The sequence below is a fragment of the Bacillus sp. TH30 genome, from assembly GCF_016650875.1.
Taxonomy (GTDB): Bacteria; Bacillota; Bacilli; order Bacillales; family Bacillaceae_G; genus Bacillus_A; species Bacillus_A mycoides.
On the sequence record NZ_JAEKEY010000002.1, the window covers coordinates 2,937,479 to 2,953,984 of the forward strand.

10 protein-coding genes are annotated in these 16,506 nt (G+C 34.6%); 8 read left to right on the forward strand and 2 right to left on the reverse strand.

The genetic code is table 11. The features are described 5' to 3' along the window. Positions 1 to 7: 7 nt before the first annotated feature. The 4 genes from JFU20_RS17120 (at position 8) to JFU20_RS17135 (ending at position 8,034) form a co-directional block, all read left to right on the forward strand. Positions 8 to 847 carry an aldo/keto reductase gene (locus JFU20_RS17120; protein WP_002166494.1) on the forward strand — a complete coding sequence of 280 codons (840 nt, stop codon included), beginning with the start codon at positions 8 to 10 and terminating at the stop codon, positions 845 to 847. 123 nt (positions 848 to 970) lie between these two features. After that, complete coding sequence (locus JFU20_RS17125) at positions 971 to 1,909, forward strand: thioester domain-containing protein (RefSeq protein WP_201038779.1); 939 nt, start codon at positions 971 to 973, stop codon at positions 1,907 to 1,909. 119 nt (positions 1,910 to 2,028) lie between these two features. Next, entirely contained in the window at positions 2,029 to 2,496 is a 468-nt protein-coding gene (locus JFU20_RS17130) for a GNAT family N-acetyltransferase (RefSeq protein WP_002016011.1), read from the forward strand. 510 nt (positions 2,497 to 3,006) lie between these two features. Beyond that, positions 3,007 to 8,034, forward strand: coding sequence for a putative mucin/carbohydrate-binding domain-containing protein (locus tag JFU20_RS17135; protein ID WP_201038780.1), 5,028 nt, complete (start codon positions 3,007 to 3,009; stop codon positions 8,032 to 8,034). Between the two features lie 44 nt (positions 8,035 to 8,078). Here JFU20_RS17135 and JFU20_RS17140 read toward each other — a convergent pair whose 3' ends face one another. Beyond that, positions 8,079 to 8,717: an NAD(P)-dependent oxidoreductase gene (locus JFU20_RS17140; protein WP_016093529.1), complete on the reverse strand. Its 639-nt coding sequence runs from the start codon at positions 8,715 to 8,717 to the stop codon at positions 8,079 to 8,081. A 304-nt stretch (positions 8,718 to 9,021) separates the two neighbouring features. On the opposite strand from JFU20_RS17140, the gene JFU20_RS17145 reads away from it, so the two are divergent. From JFU20_RS17145 to JFU20_RS17160, 4 genes are all read left to right on the forward strand, one after another. Next, a complete protein-coding gene (locus tag JFU20_RS17145; RefSeq protein WP_002016014.1) occupies positions 9,022 to 10,452 on the forward strand; it encodes an alanine/glycine:cation symporter family protein in 1,431 nt (476 codons plus the stop codon). Positions 10,453 to 10,674: 222 nt separating this feature from the next. Next, positions 10,675 to 12,117: an alanine/glycine:cation symporter family protein gene (locus JFU20_RS17150; protein WP_033708503.1), complete on the forward strand. Its 1,443-nt coding sequence runs from the start codon at positions 10,675 to 10,677 to the stop codon at positions 12,115 to 12,117. 302 nt (positions 12,118 to 12,419) lie between these two features. Continuing rightward, positions 12,420 to 13,601 (forward strand): NupC/NupG family nucleoside CNT transporter, encoded by a 1,182-nt coding sequence (locus tag JFU20_RS17155; RefSeq protein WP_002016016.1) that lies wholly within the window; start codon positions 12,420 to 12,422, stop codon positions 13,599 to 13,601. 501 nt (positions 13,602 to 14,102) lie between these two features. Next, positions 14,103 to 15,284: a NupC/NupG family nucleoside CNT transporter gene (locus JFU20_RS17160; RefSeq protein ID WP_002191127.1), complete on the forward strand. Its 1,182-nt coding sequence runs from the start codon at positions 14,103 to 14,105 to the stop codon at positions 15,282 to 15,284. A gap of 43 nt (positions 15,285 to 15,327) precedes the next feature. On the opposite strand, the gene JFU20_RS17165 is transcribed toward JFU20_RS17160, so the two are convergent. Further along, entirely contained in the window at positions 15,328 to 16,500 is a 1,173-nt protein-coding gene (locus JFU20_RS17165) for a DUF418 domain-containing protein (protein ID WP_201038781.1), read from the reverse strand. Positions 16,501 to 16,506: the final 6 nt, after the last annotated feature.

The following is a 16,506-nucleotide window of genomic DNA, read 5'->3' on the forward strand; positions in this document are numbered from 1 at the left end:
AAATATAATGAAAAATTTACAAAGTAAAACAACATTGCATAACGGTGTGGAAATGCCTTGGTTCGGTTTAGGTGTATTTAAAGTAGAAGATGGACCGGAACTTGTAGAGGCTGTGAAAGTAGCCATTAAAGAAGGATACCGTAGCATTGATACAGCTGCGATTTATGGAAATGAAAAAGCTGTTGGAGAAGGCATTCGCGCTGGTATAAAAGAAGCAGGAATTTCTCGAGAAGATTTATTCATTACTTCAAAAGTGTGGAACGCAGATCAAGGATATGAAACGACACTTACTGCATACGAAGAGAGCTTAAAAAAATTAGAACTAGATTATTTAGATTTATATCTTGTCCATTGGCCTGTTGAAGGGAAATATAAAGATTCGTGGAGAGCGTTAGAAACACTTTATAAAGAAGAACGCGTGCGTGCAATTGGCGTAAGTAATTTTCAAATCCATCACCTACAAAATGTGATGAAAGATGCAGAAATTAAACCGATGATCAACCAAGTAGAATACCACCCTCGTTTAACACAAAAAGAATTACAAGCTTTCTGTAAAGAACAAGGTATTCAAATGGAAGCATGGTCACCACTTATGCAAGGGCAATTATTAGATAACGAAACTTTACAAGAAGTTGCTGATAAGTACGGTAAAACAACAGCGCAAATCATTTTACGTTGGGACCTTCAAAATGAAGTTGTAACAATTCCGAAATCAACGAAAGAACAGCGCATTATTGCGAATGCTAATATATTCGACTTCGAATTAACAAAAGAAGATATGGAAAAGATTGATGCTTTAAATCAGAACCACCGCGTTGGTCCAGATCCTGATAACTTTGATTTCTAAACTTATAGTGGAAGAAAGAGTGCAAATAGTTTGCACTCTTTTTTGTTTTACTTATGCATAAAAAACGTTTCTAACTAAATAATAAACAGTAGTAAATTTGTTATTTTATAAGGGGTTGTAGACATGAATATAAAACGATCGTTCAAGATAATGGCCGCTTTTTTGAGTGTTTTATTTGTATTTGCGAACTTATTATTCCCGCTTCAAAAAGCATTCGCAGAAGTTATGGATCATACGAAGTATGAAATGGATTGGAGTTATAGTAGGTCAAAGAAGAAACCAATTCGAACAGAGCTTATTAAAACGGCAGATGGAAAAATTGCATTTTGCTTAAATGTAGATTTGAAATCTCCGAGCGGTCAAGACTTACCTGAAATGGGTAAAGTAGATATTAACGTATACCGTGTACTATTAAACGGGTATCCGCAGAAGAGTCCACAAGAATTAGGCGTTTCCGATTGGAGAGAGGCACATTACGCAACGCAGCTCGCGGTGTGGAATGCGTTAAAACAAATTGATATTAACGATTTAGATTTCCGTAATAAAAATGTAGAAAAAGTAACGAAAGATATCGTTGCGAAAGCAAACGCTAGTGAAGAACTACAAGAAATTACGATGAGTGTAGTACCATCAGAAGAACAAGAGGCAGTATTAAAAAATGAGTTTTTTGAAACAGGTTTATACACAGTGCAAACAAATGCAAAAAGTGGAACGTATAAAGTGCAAGCAACAGGTGCACCAGAAGGCGCGAAGTTCGTAAATGAAAAAGGCGAGGGAAAAACAGAATTTAATGTAGGAGAAAAGTTCCGCATTTTAATTCCGAAACAAACGCCAGCGGGTGGATTTAGCTTTAAAGTATCAGGTAATTTAACAAAATTACAAGGAATTGCGCATAAAGGTACACCGACTATTCAAAATGCGGTTGTATTATTAGAGCGTAGTGAAGAGAAAACAAGTCCAGAGTTAGCGGTAAGTTGGAAGAAAGCAAATGGTCATGATAATAAACCAAATAAACCCTATACACCAAATGAACCACATAAACCGAATCAAATTAAAAGATAGTGGAAAAAGCATTGGCGTTTGCCAGTGCTTTTTTGCATGCTTTGGATTTCTTATATCGCCAGCATTAATGTTTTGATCAGTACGGTATAATGAAACAAGAAACTAGAGAGAGATGAAAAATGAAACTTCGTATTTGTGAAATAACGACAGAAAATCGGCATGAAATTGCTAACTTAAAAGTAACAGAACAGCAGCATAAATTTATTGAAAGTACAGTTAAAAATTGTTTAGTTGATGCTGAAACAAAATATAAAGAAGATGCGGTTTCAGTAGGTCTGTATGATGGTGATATACCTATTGGATATGCAATGTATGGCTGGTTTGAGGAAGAAGAAAAGGCTGTATATTTAAATCAATTTGTCATCGATAGTGCATGCCAAGGAAAAGGGTATGCAAAACCATTATTGCGTTTGTTAATGGAGCATTTTACAACAGAATATAATTGCAAAGTGATGTATTTAAGCATACATCCAAAAAACAAACTCGCGCAAAAATTATATGAATCAATTGGATTCCATTTAACCGGTGAAATAGAGGATGAGTGGTTACATGGAAAAGGATTTATAATGAAACGAATGCTGGATTAATAAAAACCTGTCCGAAAGAATAGTATCTTTCGGACAGGTTTTCATTTTAAAATAACATTAAAAATTAGAAATCTAAACATTACGATTTTTGGATTAAATTCATAAAATTGTAATATTAATCTAATCGAAAAGGCTATCTAACGAGAAAGAAATCATGTACAATTCATTTTGGAAAAACTGTCCATAGATGGATGCCTATGAATGAATTGTAAAAAAAATATTTTTATACATATTTTTCATGTATAGACAACAATACTTGATAAAACCATCTCTCATCATTATTTTGACATGAAAAAGAGAACTCATCACGAAATATAGAGAAAGGTGAGGAGGAACTTTCGCTTTAAAAAATTTGCCACATAAGAAAGCGGATACATTTAAAGTGAACGATGGTAAGAGCGCAAGGTTGAGTTGTATATATTAAATGATTGTATAAAGATAATTTGATTTTACAGTAAGTAAATATATCTATGATGGTTTGCATGACAAAAAGAATAGGGGACACAGATTATGTCGAAGAAAAAGAAGAGTAGGGTATTAGTAGTTGGTATATGCATATCTACATTATTATCACCAGTAGCTTTCGAAGCGTCAAAAGGATATGCGGCACCTTTGGAAGAAAATAAGGGTGGGAATTTAGAAGAGAATAAATTTGAGCAGAGGACGTTTCAGTTGCCGGGTAAAGGTAGCGTAGATGAAGAAAATAAACGTTTAAGAGTTACTTGGAAACTTTCTGCTAATGAGCCAACTGGAATTTATGCAGCGCCAAATGAAGAGATTACAATTGACATAAAAGGAACGCAGTCTATTCAAGCTTTCATAGGAACGAGATCTTATGATGAAAAGGATCCAGAAGAGTTTGATTTAAAACCAGGGAAAAACGTTATTTCATCTCCAAGAGGCGGTATTTTATACTTTTATAATATGAATAACGAAGGAGAGGTAACAGCTTCAGTTACGAATGGTGGTAGCCATTTCCCTTTGTTTATTTTAGGTAAACATACGAAAAAAGATTGGGATGAAATGTTAAAAAAATATAAGGATCCTTATGCAGTTGAATTAAAAGGTGAGCGAAGCTTAATTACTACTACTTACGATTCTGTGCAGAAATATATGAAGAATACGGATCCAACAGAGCTAATGAAATTACACGATAAGATTATTCGTTTGGAAAACGCAGTGGCAGGATTATCTGAGGACGGTGTTGGGGTTGCAAAATCTCCAACTCATTATGTTCAGTTTGTTGAAAAACGGAAGCCTGCTGAAGGGGATTTTATGTTTGCGACAAATTATCATACAGGATATATCCCGACGGCAATGAATAGAGTATTGGATTTAGAAGTTCTTAAAAAGGACGGCTGGGGACCATGGCATGAAGTTGGACATTTACATCAGCAAGAACCTTGGAAATGGTCTAAAGTAAGGGAAGTATCAGTCAATATTTATTCTTTAGTAGTACAAAAGGCGTTAGGTAATAAATTAGACATGGAGGATCATTATAAAAAATCATTTGAGTATTTAGAAAGACCTATAGAAGAAAGAGTAATTGACAAATTCGATCCTCTTACAATGTTTTGGCAATTAAATATAGTTTATGGGGAATATTTTTATCCTAAATTGCATCAAGCTTATCGTTTGTTGCCTCAGAGTGAAATGCCTAATTCTGATGAAGAGAAAAAGCAACTATTTATTTATATGACATCAAAAGTGGCTGGGCAAAATTTAATTCCTTTCTTTGAGGAATGGGGATTAACGCCAAATGATGATACTAGAGAGAAGATAGAAAAATTAAATTTACCTAAATTAGAAAAAGAAATATGGAAAGCTACTGATAGTAATGATATTCGCGAGAGGCAAGTTGAACCGTATAAGGTTCCGTATGGTGAACCTGCTAATGAGGTACAAAACCTTTTAGTTGGTACGGATTCTGATGAAAACGAGGCGAGTAAACTCGTTCAAAATTTAGGTGAGAATGTAAAAGTAACAGGTAAGATCATATGGCCTAAATTAGAGAATGGAAAACAGGAAGTGTTAGTAGAAATTGAAGATGAGAAAGGAAATAAAAATTCAATTCCTGTCCAAGTTAATGGAGTTTATGGTGACAGTATAATTTTTCAAGGACTTTCAAATGAAGTAATGTCGACAGTGATGCTTCGTCACAATGAAAAAAAATTAAATGTAAACTTTACTAATAATAAAATACATTACCGTTTTGAAAAAGAAGAATATATGGGCTTAACGGTATATGATCGAAATGGGATTGAAAAGAAAAGTGTATCGGCAGAAGGGCAAGAAAATGGAAAACGATTTGCGCTTGAACTAAATGGATTGGATTTTGAATATGGTGATGTAGTAAAAGTATTCCATGCAGAACCAGACCGTTTGAAGTGGTATCAAAATAACGCACTTGTAGATCAAGGAAATGCTAAAAATAAAAAAGAAAAATTATTCCAAATCACTCCGCAAGGGTTCGAATTTAAAGATGGTTTACAAGAAGTAACAGCAGTACCGCAAAAAGTAGTAATCGGAACAGATGCTGAAAAGTTAGAAGCGAAAAACTTCGTACAAGTAAAAGATGGAGAAGTGAGTGGTTTTGCAGAAAAACCAAATACATCAAAAATCGGTGAACAAAAAGTAAAAGTAGAAACGAAAGATCGTTTTGGAAATAAGAAAGTAACGGAAGTGTCGTTAGAAGTAATTTACGGAGATAGCATTATGTTCTTTGGTACAGGTTACGGAGGAACAAATATTAAATCGGTTGTAACTTTGAACCATGAAGAGAAGAAATTGAGTACAACAGATTCAGAAGGTAAAATGCATACTTCATTTGCGGATGAGAAATATATGGGAATGACTGTATATGATAAAGCTGGAAAAGAGAAGAAAGCAGTATCTGTAAAAGCGTCTGAAAATACGAAAGCATTCGCGGAGCAATTCAATGGAATGATTTTTGAATATGGCGATATAGTAAAAGTGTATCAAAAAGAGTTTGATAGATTTAAAGTGTATAAAAAGAATGAATTCGTGGATGCGCAGTATGGTGTTCATGAGGTGTTCTTTAAAGTTACGGAGCAAGGTTTCGAAAGAATGGAAGCTCAGCAAGAAGTAACAGCAGTACCGCAAAAAGTAGTAGTCGGAACAGATATTGAAAAATTAGAAGCGAAAAACTTCGTACAAGTAAAAGACGGAGAAGTAATTGGTTTTGCAGAAAAACCGAATACAACAAAAATCGGTGAACAAAAAGTAAAAGTAGAAACGAAAGATCGTTTTGGAAATAAGAAAGTGACGGAAATTCCTCTAACAGTAACATATGGAGATAGCCTACTTGTATATGGACTAGGGTATAGTGATGGAGACCTGAAGTCAATTGTAACGCTACATCATGATACGAAAAAAATGAGTGCGACAGATACAGATAATTTGATTCATGATTACTTTGGAGATGAGAAGTATTTTGAATTCACCCTGTACAATAAAGAGGGAAGAGTGAAGAATAATATAGCGGTAAAAGGTTTGGAGAATACGAAAGCTTTTGCCAAGGAAGTAAATGGATTAGCATTTGAGTATGGAGATGTGGTGAAAGTATACCATGCAGAATCTTCACGCTTACATTGGTATCAAAAAGATGTATATGCGGGAGAAGGAAAAAATAAAGAGATAAAGGAACTAGTCTTCAAAATTACTGAAAATGGATTTGAAAGGTTGGAAGCTGAGCAAACAGTAACAGTAACTCCACAAAAAGTGACAATCGGAACAGACGCTGAAAAATTAGAAGCGAAAAATTTTGTTCAAGTAAAAGGTGGAGAAGTAATCGGGTTTGTAGAAAAACCGAATACAACAAAAATTGGTGAACAAAAAGTAAAAGTAGAAACGAAAGATCGCTTTGGGCATAAGAAAGTGACAGAAGTACCATTAGAAGTAATTTACGGAGACAGTATTATGTTCTTTGGTACAAATTATGGCGGAAGTAATATAAAGTCAGTTGTAACATTGAATCATGAAGAAAAGAAATTTAGTACAACAGATTCAGAAGGTCCAATGCATACTTCGTTTAAAGATGAGAAGTATATGGGAATGACTGTATATGATAAGGGTGGAAAAGAGAAGAAAGCTTTATCGGTAAAAGCATCTGAAAATACAAAAGGATTCGCAGAACAATTTAATGGAATGAACTTTGAATATGGAGATATGGTAAAAATATACCAAAAAGAATTTGATAGATTTAAAGTTTACAAAAAGAATGAACTAGTAGATACGCAGTATGGTGTTCATGAAGTAATCTTTAAAGTAACAGAGCAAGGTTTCCAGAGAGTGGAGGCTCAGCAAGAAGTAACAGCGGTACCGCAAAAAGTAGTAATCGGAACAGACGCTGAAAAATTAGAAGTGAAAAACTTTGTTCAAGTGAAAGATGGAGAAGTGATTGGTTTTGTAGAGAAACCAAATACAACGAAAATCGGAGAACAAAAAGTAAAGGTAGAAACGAAAGATCGTTTTGGGAATAAGAAAGTAACCGAAGTATCACTAGAAGTAACGTATGGGGATAGCTTGGTATTTAAAGGGCTAAATTATAGTACTGATATTAAATCGATTGTAACATTGCAACATGATCAGAAAAAATTCAGTACGACAGCTGATTCGAATCCGGTGCACCATTATTTTAAAGAAGAAACGTACTTTGAATTTACATTATTAGATCAAAAAGGAATAGAGAAGAAGAAAGCGACTGTAAAAGGTGTTGAAAACACGAAAGAGTTTGCAAAAGCGATTAACGGCTTAGAATTTGAATACGGTGACGTTGTAAAAGTGTATCATGTAGAATCGGATCGATTTAATTGGTATCAAAATAATAACTTTACTGGTCAAGGTAAGGCGAAAGTAGAAAAAGAATTATTCTTTAAAGTAACAGAAAAAGGTTTTGAAAGAATAGAAGCTCTACAAGAAGTAAAGGCAGTACAGCAAAAAGTAGTAATCGGAACAGATGCTGAAAAGTTAGAAGTGAAAAACTTTGTTGAAGTAAAAGACGGAGAAGTAATTGGATTTGTAGAGAAACCAGACACAATGAAACTCGGTGAGCAAAAAGTAAAAGTAGAGACGAAAGATCGTTTTGGGAATAAGACAATAACAGAAGTACCGATTGAAGTGACGTATGGAGATAGCCTGGTGTATCAAGGTGTGTCCAATGTTACACGTTCTATTGTTACGTTAAATCATGACGAAAAGAAATTACATGCAACATTTACGAATGATGTGATTCATTATCGTTTTGTGAACGAACAGTATTTAGGTTTTACGATTTATGATCAAAATGGAAATGAGAAAAAGCATATATCAGCAGACGGTCAAGAAACCTCAAAGAATTTTGCAGAACAAGTAAATGGTACTCCATTTGAGTATGGGGATGTTGTAAAAGTGTATCATGCAGAACCAAGTCGTCTGAAATGGTATAAAAAGAATGAGTTAGCAGAACAAGTAGCTTCAGCAGAAGTTGTATTTAAAATCACTCAAAGTGGATTAGAACTAGTAAAGGGGACATTGTAATAAAAAATGCGCGTAGATATTGGATCTACGCGCATTTTTTTCTATTACTCAGCTTCAGAAACAACTGTGAAGCGTTCGTTTACATGTTTTGGATTTTCGATTTCATCAAGTGCTGCTACCGCAAAGTCTTCGTAACTTACGTAGCTATCACCTTTTGAGTTAACAAGAAGGTTGTCTTTTCCAGCTGTATAAGAGCCTGTGCGTTTTCCTAATGCAAATAGTGCAGAAGGGCTAATGAATGTCCAAGTAATATCATTTGTTTGATTTAGGATTTCTAAGTTTTTACCTTGGTTTTGAGCTGTTGCAAGATATTCATTTGGGAATCCTGGTGTATCAAATACACGTGTTGTTTTCTCTTCGTCTACAAATAAGCTACCAGCGCCGCCAACAACAAGTAATTTTGTATTAGGTGCACCTTTCATAGCTTCGATAAGTACGTTTCCTGCATCTACGTGAAGGTGTTCTTGTCCGGCTGGAGCACCGAATGCATTTACAACTACATCGAATGCTTGTAGGTCGTTAGATGTAAGAGTGAATACATCTTTCTCTAAAATCTTTACATTTTCTTCTGTAATTTTTGCAGCGCTTCTTACGATTGCAGTTACTTCATGTCCGCGATCTAATGCTTCTTTTAAAATACGACTTCCTGCTTTTCCGCTTGCTCCGATAATTCCAATTTTCATAATGATTCCCTCCAAGTTTCTTTATTAAAGTGTATATCTAAAAATAAATAAATTTAGTGTAATTAGGTTTGTTACAACTTGATGTAATCATTATAGTTACAGGTGTGCATTTTTGTCAATGGTGTTGTTTATGAAATTATTTTTTATTTTAGTATGCGCACCTGATGAAAGTAGATTCAGAAAAGAGCATTGTATTTGTAAGGTGAACCCTAATATTTGGAAATTATAAGTTGTCGAAAAATGTTGATTTTTGAATATTTTTTGAATATAATTCGATTTATGGAGAAAAGGAGGGGTTAATTGTATGAATATTTTAGAACAATTCGTTTCATCAACGAATACAATTCTTTGGTCATATATTCTTATTGCAATGTTAATTGGTTTAGGGCTTTATTTTTCTATTAAATTGAAATTCGTACAACTTACTCATTTAGGGGAAATGATTCGATTAATGAGTGATGGCTTAACTGGAAAGACACGTAAAAAGGGAAGTGTATCGTCATTCCAAGCATTTTGTATGAGTTCAGCAGCTCGTATTGGTATCGGGAACTTAGCTGGTGTAGCGCTAGCTATTTCTATGGGAGGACCAGGAGCTGTATTTTGGATGTGGGTTATTGCGATTATTGGGGCGTCTTCAAGTTTCGTAGAAAGTACGCTTGCGCAAATTTATAAAATAAAAGATGGCAGTGGCTTCCGTGGTGGTCCTGCTTATTATATGGAAAAAGGTTTAAATAAACGTTGGATGGGAATTTGGTTCTCTATTCTAATTACAATTACTTACGGATTAATTTTCAACTCCGTACAAGCAAATACAGTTACATTAGCATTTAAAAATGCTTTTGGTATTGAGCGTTACGTTGTTGGGATTGTGTTAGCGGTATTAGTCGCGGTTATTATTTTTGGTGGTGTAAAAAGTATTGCGCGTATGTCAGAAATGATTGTTCCGCCGATGGCAATTATTTATATTGCAGTAGCTGTTTTCGTTGTTATTAAAAACTTCTATTTAATACCGGATGTTTTCACAGAAATCTTTAAAGGTGCATTTGGTTTAGATTCAGCTGTAGGTGGCGGTATTGGTGCTGCAATGAAGTTTGGTATTCAGCGAGGATTATTTGCGAATGAAGCGGGTATGGGGAGTGCGCCAAATGCGGCAGCAACAGCAGATGTAACGCATCCAGCGAAACAAGGTTTTATTCAAACAATCGGTGTTTTAGTAGATACGTTCTTAGTATGTACATCAACAGCGTTTATCGTACTATGTTCTGGTGCATATAAGGCAACAAATTTAGAAGGTATTGAATTAACGCAAAATGCATTAAGTTCACAAATTGGCCCATGGGCAAGTAGCTTCTTAGCGATTATCATTTTCTTATTTGCTTTCAGTTCACTTCTAGGAAACTACTATTATGGTGAAACGAATATTGAGTTTATTAAGCAAAGTAAAACTTGGTTAACGATTTACCGTATTGCGGTAGTGGGAATGGTATTATTCGGTTCTATTGCGACGCTTCAAGTTGTATGGAATATGGCAGACTTATTTATGGGTCTAATGGTAATCACAAACTTAATTGCGATTACACTTCTTGGCCGATTTGCGTATGCTGCGTTGGCGGATTATGTGAAACAAAAGAAACAAGGAAAAGATCCGGTATTCAGTGCAGATTCTATTCCTGGTTTAACGAACACAGAGTGTTGGGATAAGCCGGCGGTAACAGATAAAGAAAAAGCAGTATAATAAAAAAACGAGCATCGAGATGAATTCGATGCTCGTTTTTTTGTTGTAATTAATGATATTAAGGCTAAAAGATGATTAATATCATTTTTATAAAAAATACGGATGTTATAATTGTTAACATTTTCATGTTATAAAACCTTACATTTCTTGTCGAAAATTCTTGATTGTTAAAAGTTTTTAGAATATAATCTTCTTAGTGTTATGAAGAGGGGGAACGCAATGATGGATTTTTTAACTAGTGTTATTGGGGATATAAATAATGTTCTTTGGTCATATATTATTATTGCAATGCTAATTGGACTTGGGCTTTATTTTTCTTTCCGAGTAAAGTTTGTTCAAATACGTTACTTTGGAGAAATGATTCGTTTACTTGGGGATGGAGCGAGTTCAAAAACAAGAAAAGCGCAAAAAGAAAAAAGTGGTGTATCGTCATTCCAAGCATTTTGTATGAGTACAGCTTCTCGTGTAGGTACTGGTAACTTAGCTGGTGTAGCTATCGCAATCTCAGCAGGAGGACCAGGAGCTGTATTTTGGATGTGGTTAATCGCGGTAATTGGAGGAGCTTCTGCATTTGTAGAGAGCACATTAGCGCAAATTTATAAAGTGAAAGATGGGAACGCATTCCGCGGTGGTCCAGCGTATTATATGGAAAAGGGTTTAAAGAAACGCTGGCTAGGAGTTGTCTTCTCTGTTCTAATAACAGTTAGTTTCGGATTAATTTTCAACGCCGTGCAGTCAAACACAGTAGCGGCGGCTTTTGATGGAGCATTTAACACAGATGGTAAGTTTGTAGGTCTGTTTATGGCTGGTTTACTTGCAATCATTATCTTCGGCGGAGTAAAACGTATTGCACGTGCGGTTGAAATGATTGTTCCAGTAATGGCAATTATATATGTAGCAGTGGCATTATTCGTTGTTGTAACAAACATTACGGCAATTCCATATGTATTTAAAGAAATTTTCTTACATGCTTTCGGAATTAAAGAAGTAGTGGGCGGGGGATTAGGAGCTGCGATTTTACTAGGGGTAAAACGTGGATTATTCTCAAATGAAGCAGGTATGGGTAGTGCGCCAAACGCAGCTGCGACTGCAAACGTAACGCACCCAGTTAAACAAGGTTTCATTCAAACTTTAGGGGTATTTACAGATACATTATTAATTTGTAGTTGTACAGCATTTATCATTTTATTATCAGATGTGCCTGGAGCGGCTGATTTAAACGGAATTCAATTAACGCAACAAGCATTAAGTCAACATATCGGACCGTGGGCTTCTATATTTGTAGCAGTTGCAATCTTCTTGTTTGCATTTAGTTCATTAGTAGGTAACTACTACTATGGTGAAACAAATATTGAGTTTTTAAATGGAAGTAAAGTTTTACTAAATGTTTATCGAATCGCGGTACTTGGTATGGTTATGTTAGGTTCTGTAGCAACAATTCAAATTGTTTGGGACTTAGCAGATTTATTCATGGGTATCATGGCTATTATTAACTTAGTGGCGATTGTATTCCTTTCTAAGTATGCTTTCGCGGCATTATCAGATTACGTAAAACAAAAGAAACAAGGAAAAGATCCAGTCTTTTATGCGGAGTCTATTCCTGGTTTAAACAATACAGAGTGCTGGGACAAGCCAGCAGTAGCAGATAAAGAAAAAGCTGTATAATAAAAAGGAACGAGCATCAGAGAAATTTGATGCTCGTTTTTTTGTGTAGTAATAAACTAGGGGAGAGAGGTAAAAGACGAACATTAATGAGAGTTTTATAATAAAATGTATTTTTTTTGAGAAAAATGCAGATGTGAGTTGTAATTTGTGTTAGAATGATTAATGGCTTTGGAATAAGAGATTAGACGGATTTTTATATTCATTTTTATATTTTTAGTGATAAAGGGAAAGTTCGGATTATTTCTCATTTCTAATGGTCAGACGTTCAACATTAAAGAAGAGTTAAATGGAGGATTTTATTAATGAAGTTTGTTATGTTTCTGGTAGGATTACTCGTTGTATTCGTACTCGGTTTTCTTATAAGTGCCGATCGAAAGAAGATTAAGTATAAACCAATTATGGTTATGCTTGTTATTCAGTTGGTATTATCATATTTCTTATTAAATACGCAAGTTGGTTATATTTTAGTAAAAGGAATTTCTGATGGATTTGGAGCGCTTCTTGGATATGCGGAAGCTGGAATCGTTTTCGTATTTGGAGGCCTTGTTAATAAAGGAGAAGTTTCATTCTTCTTAACGGCATTATTGCCAATCGTATTCTTTGCAGTGTTAATCGGAATTCTGCAACACTTTAAAATTTTACCGATATTTATTCGTGCTATTGGTACTATGCTAAGTAAAGTAAATGGTTTAGGAAAATTAGAATCATATAATGCAGTAGCAGCCGCAATTGTTGGGCAGGCAGAAGTATTTATTACAGTAAAAGATCAATTAAGTAAAATCCCAAAACATCGTTTATATACACTATGTGCATCTTCAATGTCGACAGTATCGATGTCAATCGTTGGTTCTTATATGAAAATGATTGAGCCAAAATATGTAGTAACAGCACTTGTATTAAATTTATTTAGTGGTTTCATTATTATTCATCTTATTAACCCGTATGATATTACGGAAGAAGAAGATACATTGCAGTTAGAAAATAAGAAAAAGCAGTCATTCTTTGAAATGTTAAGCGAATATATTATGCTTGGTTTCACGATTGCGATTACAGTAGCAGCGATGTTACTTGGTTTCGTAGCATTAATTACAGCAATCAATAGCTTGTTTGATTCAGTGTTCGGTATTACATTCCAAGCTATTTTAGGATATATCTTCTCACCATTAGCATTCGTAATGGGTATCCCGCAATCAGAGATGGTAACAGCGGGACAAATTATGGCAACGAAATTAGTATCGAACGAATTTGTTGCGATGCTTGATCTTGGGAAAGTAGCTGGTGAGTTATCAGCTCGTACAGTCGGTATTCTTTCTGTATTCCTTGTATCATTTGCGAACTTCTCATCTATCGGAATTATCGCAGGTGCAACGAAAGGAATCGATGAAAACCAATCAAACGTTGTTTCATCATTCGGATTACGACTTGTATACGGTGCGACATTAGTAAGTCTTTTATCGGCGATTATCGTTGGTGTTATGTTATAAAGTGAAACTTTAATCAGTGGGGGCTTTATCCCCCGCTGATTATTAGCCTTCACCAATCGGGCTTTTACGGGCAGTTAATCACCCACCTAACTTCTTTGTTTTCGCTGAATTTTGAGGTGGGGGTCTTACTGCCCGTTAAAGCGGAGTAAAAAAGATGGTCCTAGCTCATACCTAGGGCTATTTTTTTATGGTAAATTTACATGAAAAAACCAATTATTTAGGAATATATTAACATATAAAAATATTTTAAAATTTATATTGCATTTCAATTAGTTAACGCTTACAATTTGATTTGTAGGTGGTATCAATTTCAGACTTTCAAGTATGGTAGGAGAGAAGAGGCTACCTTTTATAAATTGCAATTTATGTAAACGCTTACTGATTTTAGATAACAGTTGAATAATATTTAGGGGTTTTAAATTTTTTTAACATCAATGGTCAGACGTCATTCGTTATACGTTATACGACCAATAACTCGTGAGAGAAGTGGAGGATTCACATATGAAAATAGTAATGTTTCTAGTCGGTTTACTTGTAGTGTTTGTACTAGGTTTCCTTATAAGTTCAGATCGTAAGAAAATTAAATATAAGCCAATTGCACTTATGCTTGTCATTCAATTGGTACTTGCGTATTTCTTACTAAATACAAAGATCGGATTTGTGTTAGTAAAAGGGATTGCAGATGGATTTGGCGCTATTTTAAAATTTGCGGAAGCAGGGGTTAATTTCGTATTTGGTGGTCTAGCAAATGATGGACAAGCACCATTCTTCTTAACAGTATTATTACCAATTATTTTCTTAGCAGTATTAATCGGGATCTTACAACATATTAAAGTTTTACCGATTATCATTCGTGCAGTCGGTTTCGTATTAAGTAAAATTAACGGTTTAGGAAAACTAGAATCATATAATGCGGTAGCAGCTGCAATTGTTGGTCAAGGTGAAGTATTTATTACAGTAAAAGATCAACTAAGCAAATTACCGAAAAATCGTTTATACACACTTTGTGCATCATCAATGTCAACAGTATCAATGTCAATCGTCGGTTCTTATATGAAAATGATTGATCCGAAATATGTAGTAACAGCACTTGTACTAAACTTATTTAGTGGATTCATTATCGTTCATATCATTAATCCATATGACGTAAAAGAAGAAGACGATATTTTAGAATTACAAGAAGATAAGAAACAAACATTCTTTGAAATGTTAGGCGAATATATTATGCTTGGTTTTTCTATCGCTGTAACAGTAGCGGCGATGTTAATCGGTTTCGTAGCATTAATTACAGCAATTAACGGTGTATTCGATTCAATTTTCGGAATCACATTCCAAAGCATTTTAGGATATATCTTCTCACCATTAGCATTTGTAATGGGTATTCCAACATCAGAGATGCTAGCAGCGGGACAAATTATGGCAACGAAATTAGTAACGAACGAATTTGTTGCGATGCTTGATCTAGGGAAAGTAGCTGGTGAGTTATCAGCCCGTACAGTAGGTATTTTATCAATCTTCCTTGTATCATTTGCGAACTTCTCATCTATCGGAATTATCGCAGGTGCAACGAAGAGTATCGATGGCAAACAAGCAAATGTTGTATCATCATTCGGACTAAAACTTGTATATGGTGCAACGTTAGTAAGTATATTATCAGCGATTATCGTTGGGGTTATGCTTTAATAAATTAAGAAAAGCAATGAGCGTAGGCTCATTGCTTTTTTGTTTAACTTGCTTTATCCAAGCCTTTTTTAAATCGTGGTCTCTCTAAATAAGTTCCCAGTCTCCACACATATTCTACAGGCCCCATTCGGTATTTCTGTAGCCAATAGGTACTAACGAATAATTGAATCGTATAAATTCCAATGGTTAAAAGAATACCGAAGAAATAGCCGATTTTACCGTATAAGCCAAACCCATATGAGTAAAAAATGGTTGTTGCAATAATAGATTGTGCTAAGTAATTACTAACTGACATTTTTCCCATGTTCGCCATGTATGTTAGTAAGCGCGATGATTTTTTGTAATGGAACAATAAAATAATTGTGCACCCGTAAAGGAAGGTCATGGTTACGGGTGTAAAGCCATCTTGTAACATAATTAAAATCGGATGCTTTACGAACATGGTTAAAATTTTGATTGTAAAAGAAAAAATACCAGTAATAAGCCAGATTTTTTTGACAGCAGGTATATGTTTATCAATCTCAAATAGCCATCCCTTTTTTCCTACGTACATGCCGAGTAAGAAGAGTGGAGACATAAAAATTAATGCGAAAATTGACAGGATAACTAATCCGAAGATACCGTTAATTCCCATGTAATCAAAAGGATTTTCAGTTAATCTAAAGTTGATATGATCCATATAGCTTCCAGTTTCATGAACTTTATGCTCTTTTTCAATATAAGGTGCGACATCATTGAATGTGTTTGATGTTGGTTCAGATTGATAAGATGCGAACATAATGAGTGCTAATAAAATGGATGCCCAAATGAGTAACGTTTTTGGTTTTCGATTGATGAACATCATTAAGAAAATCCCGACAATCCCGTAGGCAAATAAAATATCTCCCTCCCAAACAAAAGTGCCGTGAATGTAGCCTAGTAGTAAAAGAATGCTAATACGCCTTATATATGTAGGGAAAAACTTTTTTCCTTTTGCGATAATACTTTTTTGTAACAAAATAATGCTAAGCCCAAATAAAAAAGAGAATAGGGAAATAAAATTCTGTGTGCCGAAAAATTGAATAAACCAATTAGCACTTTCATCGAGTTTTCCGAAAATATAAGTGGGTTTTTCATTAGCGAATAACCCGAATTGAATTAATGTTATATTAACAAGTAAAATGCCAAATAAAGCGAAACCACGAATGGCGTCAACAAATTCTACACGTTGGTTCATTTTTTC

What these genes read in the sequence shown, in the direction of transcription:
- JFU20_RS17120 (WP_002166494.1), top strand. Translation starts at nt 8, where the DNA reads ATGAAAAATTTACAAAGTAAAACAACATTGCATAACGGTGTGGAAATG.
- JFU20_RS17125 (WP_201038779.1), top strand. Translation starts at nt 971, where the DNA reads ATGAATATAAAACGATCGTTCAAGATAATGGCCGCTTTTTTGAGTGTT.
- JFU20_RS17130 (WP_002016011.1), top strand. Translation starts at nt 2,029, where the DNA reads ATGAAACTTCGTATTTGTGAAATAACGACAGAAAATCGGCATGAAATT.
- JFU20_RS17135 (WP_201038780.1), top strand. Translation starts at nt 3,007, where the DNA reads ATGTCGAAGAAAAAGAAGAGTAGGGTATTAGTAGTTGGTATATGCATA.
- JFU20_RS17140 (WP_016093529.1), bottom strand. Translation starts at nt 8,717, where the DNA reads ATGAAAATTGGAATTATCGGAGCAAGCGGAAAAGCAGGAAGTCGTATT.
- JFU20_RS17145 (WP_002016014.1), top strand. Translation starts at nt 9,022, where the DNA reads ATGAATATTTTAGAACAATTCGTTTCATCAACGAATACAATTCTTTGG.
- JFU20_RS17150 (WP_033708503.1), top strand. Translation starts at nt 10,675, where the DNA reads ATGGATTTTTTAACTAGTGTTATTGGGGATATAAATAATGTTCTTTGG.
- JFU20_RS17155 (WP_002016016.1), top strand. Translation starts at nt 12,420, where the DNA reads ATGAAGTTTGTTATGTTTCTGGTAGGATTACTCGTTGTATTCGTACTC.
- JFU20_RS17160 (WP_002191127.1), top strand. Translation starts at nt 14,103, where the DNA reads ATGAAAATAGTAATGTTTCTAGTCGGTTTACTTGTAGTGTTTGTACTA.
- JFU20_RS17165 (WP_201038781.1), bottom strand. Translation starts at nt 16,500, where the DNA reads ATGAACCAACGTGTAGAATTTGTTGACGCCATTCGTGGTTTCGCTTTA.